Here is a 6,383-nt window from a genome sequence, read left to right on the forward strand (position 1 = left end):
CGACGACGGTTGTGATCAGCGCCACCAGACCATAGCCAGTGCCGCTTGTAGCGCTGGAGCTCGCGATCCCGAGCGTCGTGCCGGCACCGACCTGGGTGGCCACTATGGTGCAAACCAAGGCCCAGAGAGCGGTCTTACGACTGTTGAGCCAGTAGCCCTCGTAGGTCAGTCGCCGCCCGACCATGAAGCCGACCAAGGCGATAGCGACAACAAAGAGAGAGATGGTCGCCAAGAGGGTCATGCTGACACGGGCTCCGGCTGAGGCGTACGCACGCCGGACATGGTCGCAACGATAGCCCCGACCATCAGAATGCCGTATGTTATATAAAGAATAGCGATAGGTGCACTATACCACATATACACGCTGGCTGATAGCAGAAGCATGTTTCCGAGGATCTGCGTCAAGCTTTCCCACCTGCCAGGTTTCCCCACTGTTGAAGCGCTAGCAATCTCCTCGCGCGTTCGTCGTGAATGTTCCTTGATGGAGGTGACCACATACGCAACAAATCCCAAGGCCACCATTGAGCCGGCGATCCACGGTGATCCGGAGTATTCAGGAGAGAAAGCAAACCAACGCCAACCAGGGAAGTCGCTCACGCGGGCATCGATAATCGAGGCCACCGGGTGGAATACGAGCAGCAGCGAGAGAAACATGGCCAGCAAATGAAACCAGATGCCATGTAGGATTCCAACTTGGGCAATGACCCGCCACCACGCTCCCTGCACCCCAATCTTTATCAAGACCAGCACCACCCAGTCTGCCACGCCCGTTTTGGCGTTCACCCAAGCATCGTGGCTGCCATCGCCCGTCACGACCTGGCAACTCGGTTTGATGACCGCTTGGCGAATGTTTTTCCGAGCACGACGGATCGAGGCGAACCGTTCGCCGAATTTGGTCTCTGCGATATCGCCCCAGATCATGACGCTGCCGTACGTCGCAATTGCCGCGAAAAGAGAGAATCGCCCTGCGCCCTGTTCCACCCTCGTGACGACCCAAACGTCCAGAAGGTTGTTCACCAAGCAACTGGCGGAGAAGATAAACAGAAAGACATAGCCGGCGGTGGAGAAGGGATCGCTCTTGGACAGTAGCAGGCCGACCCAATAGGAGAAAGCAAATAGACCCAGAATCTCTACGACGAAGCGCATTCCAGGGACGAACAACTGAATCTGCCCTGTGTCATGGGTGTTATACCGCACACAGTAACGCGCAATACCATCCATAACTATGAATAGGATCGCTGAGGAGACGATAGCGAACTGCAGATTTAGTGAGAATGCCGTGGGCGCTTGGGTATCAATATGAGAGAGGTTCGTGCCGGAGACATGGATGATCGTGCCTGTCGCCGCCGCGTAGATGATGGCCCTCGCGAGTTCTACGATCTTGTCCGTTTGCATCATTGCCCCCAACGATGACTTCAGGCCTTGCAGGGTGCCGTAAGCCAAGCATCAAGTTTGACAATGTCGGTGATCCGGTACTGACATCGAACAAAGACCGCGCTGTTCCGATGTCGGACCTCAATCATGGAAGCCGCGATCTCGACGCGTTCCGGGACTGGCGCTCGTCGGAGGAACCGGATGTCCAAGCTGGAGATGAGCGCTTCTTCGGAGCGGCAACAGTGCAGGAACTCTTCCTGCGTGAGATCGGTGAAATCGCCCCGTTCGATCGCAGAGGCTATCAGTAGATAGGAGACCTGAGTCGCGTAGACCACGGCATGTTCGCGGGTGAAATGCTTCACCCAAGGCTCATGATAGGGGTGATCGAACGGACGAGCAAAAGCCAGCAACGTCCGGGGTGTATACCAAGCCTGGTTTAGGAAGCGCGATTCCGGTCGGTAAGCGAGCAGTGCCCGGTCAATCTCGTCGCTTGGGAGCGCCTCACGAGCGCTGAGTTCGGTTGTCGGAACTTCGGAAACGAGCACGGGACCATCCTCTGCTGTCTGGTGAAAGTTGACACTGAACGCGATGGTGCGCAACCGAACGATGTTCGGCAGGACTGTTCGCATGCTGATCGGCACCAGCGGGCGTTGCGGCGCGGAGCTTGGCCAGGCAGCGGCGCGCCGCCCGTCGACGATCGTCGCCGCGACCGGCCCACGACCCTGTGACGGCTCGATACGGAGCTCCTAGCCGGGAGAGTCAATTCACGGCGTGGAACATTCGCTAACCACTGCGCTGAAAGGCGGGCTCGGCACGCCTTGGATCATCAGCTTGAGGTAGACCCGGCGGTTCGGAAGGCAGAGCAAATCTAAGATCTGAAACTCCGAATGAAGTTCGGCCGCGAGAGAAGGTGCGTCGACCGCTCCCGTTCTAAACGCTATCAAGCTGCCCGCATTTCCGAAGATCGCACCCCTGACATCAGCGTCAATTTGATTGATATGCTGATGGGCGAGAATCAGGCCGGCACCATACTTTCTAAGCTCCGACATCATGTTGACTAGCGAAAGAGTAGTGAAGCTCTGGAACTCGTCCGCGTAGATGAAGAATGGATCTCGGTGATCAGGACTGATGTTCGCTCGGCTGAAGGCCGCCAGCCCAAGAGTCGTTACGATCAGGCCGCCTAAGATCGTGCATGCGTCCTCGCCGAGCTCTCCCTTCGATAGATTCGCGATCAGCCCGCGACCCTCGTCCATCAGCGCGCGCAGGCGGACCTCTGAGGCCGGTGCCACGAGGATGCGGAACAGAGTGGGGTCAACCAAAAGGGCCCCCAGCTTGTTCTGGATCGGAGCCACCGCCTCAGCGCGAAGTCGCGCTGGGTAGTTTTCGAACTCAATCGTCCAAAACTCCTTCACCACCGGGTTCTCGACCTTCCGGGCTACGGCCTTCCGGAATTTCTTGTCCGAGAACAGGCGCAGAATGTCGGGAAGGGTGGCGTCATCGCGCTCGAGGAGGGCGTAGAGTGCGTTGCGAAGCACATGCTCCATGCGAACACCCCACGCCTGCGGCCACTGCTTGCGGAAGGTCTCAAGGATGCCTGCGGCCGCGAGCGGAATCCGTTCTGGCCGAACCCGGCGGAGCGGATTGTACCCAAACGGCTGAGTCGGATCGGGCGCATTCAGGTAGGTGATACGGTCCTTCAGGGCGTCCGGCGTCCATGCCCATATGCGCTCCGCCAAGTCTCCGTGTGGATCGATAAGAGCGAAGCCCCTGCCGGCGACGATGTCCTGGCGGAGCAGAATTTCGAGCAGCGTCGACTTTCCAACGCCAGTCTTCCCGATGATGTACATGTGCGACAGACGATCGGTCTGGGCGATGCCGATCCGCCTCTTCGATGCATGGTGGTTCGACACGGCGAAGTAGGACGGCTGGGCGCGAGGGTCGATCATCCCTCAACAGTGCGCCAGCCCTAGGCGAATGCACGGCGCGCAGCTGACGCCGTGGAAGGCCAGTCGAGACTAAAGACAGACCCCGAACAATGTCGGGGTCTGGAGATCAGTACGGCGCGCCATCGCAAAGCGCTTGGAGGTAGGCCACGGCGTCGTTTGCTCTGGCCGCCGCTGTGAAGATGGCGCGGCGATCGTCGTTCAGAACCTGGAGCCAGGACGCCACATAGGCGGCGTGATCCGGTCGGGGCTCGTTGGCGATGCCGAGATCCGCGCAAAGGAACGCGGCGCCGAGTTCGGCAACCAGCTCCTCGACGGCGTAGTCATTGTCGCCGAAACGGGTGCCGAAGGTCCGGTCCAGGCGATGCCGCGCGCCGGTCCAGTGCGTCAGCTCGTGGAGCAGGGTGCCGTAGTAGGCCTCGCTCGGCGAACTCGTTGGGGACCCCCGGAATCGTTCCCGTGCCGGCATGTCGATGCGATCTTCGACGCGCCGGTAGCAGGCGCTCGAGCCGCCTTGGACGACAAGGGCCTTGGTGGCGCCGACGAATGCCTCCACCTCGGCCAAGGTCTCCACCAGCGACACCTTTGGCGATCCCGGCGGCTCCCACCCGTCCACCTGATCCAGGTTGAAGACCCGGAAGGCGCGGGCGACGAGCCGGTACTGATCGGACTCGTCCAAGTCATCAGTCGGGGCGGTATTCAGGCGATTGTAGAAGACGATGACGGTCCCGTACTCGCCGCGGCGAACCTGGGCCCCCAACCGCTGCCACTGCCGGTAGCTCGCCCACCATCCGGTCCCGTATCCCGCCATAACCGCCGCTGCCCACAGCGCCACGACGTTCACGCCGCGATAGCCGTGGCCCGTGAGGGCATTGGTCGGTCGGCCCGTCGCAGCACTCACATGCCACGGCATAACGAAGTCGCCGGCTCCCGCCTCGATGGCGGCGACGATCTTGTCAGTAACGGTCCGATACAGGTCGAACCGCTCAGTTGAAGGTACAGAGGTTCGCATAGCTCGCTCCTTGGCGCATGGGAGCGTCGGACCATTCCGGCGCTCCCGGACGCCCCGGAGCAGGGCAGCGATCTAGAGATCAGTCTGATGGGGCAGGGGAGGGCGCGCACGACGGCAAAGCGCCCCGAGGAAGGTCGACCATAGCCCCACCAAACAACCGCCGTGCTCGACCGCCTCCCATCGGCGAACATGCCTGCATGACGCTATCCCCAGCGGAGCTCGAGGACTTCAAGGCGCGCTACGAGCACGCGTTCAACATTCGACTCTCCGACGGAGAGGCATTCGACCTCGCCGATCGTTTGGAGGAGCTGTACCGCATCGTCCTCGACCGCTCCGCCGATGCCGAAGATGTCCCGCGGACACACAGCGCACCGTGGTGGCGGCGGCCGGAAGGCGAAGGAGAGGGAAGGGGGCCGCCGGCCTAGACCTCGGTCCTCGCGCCACAGCGCGGGGACGCCAACCACCCCCAGCCCAGGCGCGAGCCGCCACCCCTTCGCTATCCCCAGCTTCTGGGAAAATTCATGCTGCTGTGCTATAGTGAAGCTATACCCGCCCCGGCCAGCCGCAAGGTCCGCCGGGGTTTTGTGTATCCACAGCCTGGCTGCGATATCGCCTGGTACACTGGGTGCAATGGCGACCCATCTGCTCGTCGACGGAGAGAACTTCAAAGCGAAGATCAAGGCGGCCTTTCGGCTTGCCGGTAACGATCGTCCCGCCTGGCACCACTACGACTTCGCGGGCCTCTTCGGGCACGTGCTCAAGGGCACCGACGTCAATCGGACCCGCTTCTATTTCGGGAAGCTGCGTTTCGACCCTGACAGTGCTCAGAAGTCCAACCAGCTCATCGAGGAGCAGCGTCTTCTGAAAACGCACCTTGAAGCGAGCGGCTTTGAGGTGGTGCTGGCGGGCCAGGTGCGGGGACAGGGCGAAGGGCGGCGCAAGGTCTTCAAGGAGAAGGGCGTCGACGTTCGGATCGCTGTCGACATGGTCGCCGGAGCCTGCGACGGCCAAGCGAGCGAGCTCATCCTCGCCAGCTCTGATTCAGATCTGCAGCCAGCCATTCGCGAGGTGACGAAGCGGAGGGTTCGCTGCGTCTATCTGGGCTTCGAACTGAACCCCAACAAAGGCCTGACCTACACGACTGGACGGGCCATCCTTATCCGCAACGCTGAAGTCCTGCAGTTCGGCCGATCGGCCGAAGAGAAGCGGGCGGCATAGCGCCTCCCCCTTGAGCACAGGAGGGCCGCTGTTGGCCCAACACCGAATTGCGATGGCGCAACACCAGATCGCGCGCTAAAGTAGCGGCTTGCATCCTTAGGGAGGGGCGCTAATGGCTGCCTATTACGTCAACGACAACGCGCAGGCTTCGTCCGGCGACCATGAGGTCCATGTCTCGACCTGTGGCTGGTTCCCGCTGATCGAAAGCAAAACCTATCTCGGCGATTACTCGTCCTGCGTCGGCGCCGTTGCGAAGGCCAAGACGATCTACGCGTCGTCAGACGGCTGCATGCACTGCTGCCCCGATTGCCACAAAGGTTAGGTCTCGGGACACGGAGCTTCGGCGATGTCAGGCAGCCTTCCAGGTCGTCCCAAGACGGATCGCTTCGGCCGCTTCGCGGGCAAGCTCGTCCTGGTCCTGCTCGATAACAAAGACGGGCCGTCGATCCGCAATGGCAGATCGCTCTGGGCCGTTCAACGGGCACTCGAATATCAGGCCGGCGAAGACCCCGAGGAGCTGATTGTCGTCCCCGCCGGCTTCGTCACCGACTTGGCGTCCGTGCCGCGGATGGTCTGGTCGTTCTATCCGCCCGACGGGCCGTGGGCGAAGGCCGCGATCATCCACGACTTCCTCTACTGGACCAAGGGGACCGGGGATTGGCACGACCACACCGGCATCACTCGCGAGGAGCCCTACTCGCGCAAGGAAGCCGACGACATCCTGAAAGAGGCGATGGCCGACCGGAAGGTCGGGAAGTGGGAGCAGTTCGTAATTTGGACCTCGGTCCGCCTGGGCGGAGCGGGAGGCTGGGGACACTGATGGGGTCTCGTCGCCA

Annotated in this window: 9 protein-coding genes; 4 read left to right on the forward strand and 5 right to left on the reverse strand. The window is 61.4% G+C overall.

Going from position 1 to position 6,383, the window contains the following annotated elements; all coding sequences use genetic code 11:
• From RDU83_13815 to RDU83_13835, 5 genes are all read right to left on the reverse strand, one after another.
• A partial coding sequence (locus tag RDU83_13815; protein ID MDQ7842077.1) for a hypothetical protein occupies positions 1-241 on the reverse strand: 241 nt, incomplete at its 3' end.
• Complete coding sequence (locus tag RDU83_13820; protein ID MDQ7842078.1) at positions 238-1,395, reverse strand: hypothetical protein; 1,158 nt, start codon at positions 1,393-1,395, stop codon at positions 238-240. The genes RDU83_13820 and RDU83_13815, both read right to left, overlap by 4 nt.
• A 20-nt stretch (positions 1,396-1,415) precedes the next feature.
• Entirely contained in the window at positions 1,416-2,003 is a 588-nt protein-coding gene (locus RDU83_13825; protein ID MDQ7842079.1) for a hypothetical protein, read from the reverse strand.
• 135 nt (positions 2,004-2,138) lie between these two features.
• Positions 2,139-3,320, reverse strand: coding sequence for a DUF87 domain-containing protein (locus RDU83_13830; GenBank protein MDQ7842080.1), 1,182 nt, complete (start codon positions 3,318-3,320; stop codon positions 2,139-2,141).
• A 106-nt stretch (positions 3,321-3,426) separates the two neighbouring features.
• Complete coding sequence (locus tag RDU83_13835; protein ID MDQ7842081.1) at positions 3,427-4,329, reverse strand: zincin-like metallopeptidase domain-containing protein; 903 nt, start codon at positions 4,327-4,329, stop codon at positions 3,427-3,429.
• A gap of 197 nt (positions 4,330-4,526) precedes the next feature.
• Between RDU83_13835 and RDU83_13840 the strand changes: the two genes are divergently transcribed.
• From RDU83_13840 to RDU83_13855, 4 genes are all read left to right on the forward strand, one after another.
• Positions 4,527-4,754, forward strand: a complete 228-nt coding sequence (locus RDU83_13840; protein MDQ7842082.1) for a hypothetical protein — start codon at positions 4,527-4,529, stop codon at positions 4,752-4,754.
• Between the two features lie 205 nt (positions 4,755-4,959).
• Positions 4,960-5,547 (forward strand): NYN domain-containing protein, encoded by a 588-nt coding sequence (locus RDU83_13845; GenBank protein ID MDQ7842083.1) that lies wholly within the window; start codon positions 4,960-4,962, stop codon positions 5,545-5,547.
• A 112-nt stretch (positions 5,548-5,659) separates the two neighbouring features.
• Positions 5,660-5,869: a hypothetical protein gene (locus RDU83_13850; GenBank protein MDQ7842084.1), complete on the forward strand. Its 210-nt coding sequence runs from the start codon at positions 5,660-5,662 to the stop codon at positions 5,867-5,869.
• Between the two features lie 24 nt (positions 5,870-5,893).
• Positions 5,894-6,367: a DUF1353 domain-containing protein gene (locus RDU83_13855; protein MDQ7842085.1), complete on the forward strand. Its 474-nt coding sequence runs from the start codon at positions 5,894-5,896 to the stop codon at positions 6,365-6,367.
• The last annotated feature ends 16 nt before the right edge of the window (positions 6,368-6,383 follow it).

Source organism: bacterium (genome assembly GCA_031082185.1).
Classification (GTDB): domain Bacteria; phylum Sysuimicrobiota; class Sysuimicrobiia; order Sysuimicrobiales; family Humicultoraceae; genus VGFA01.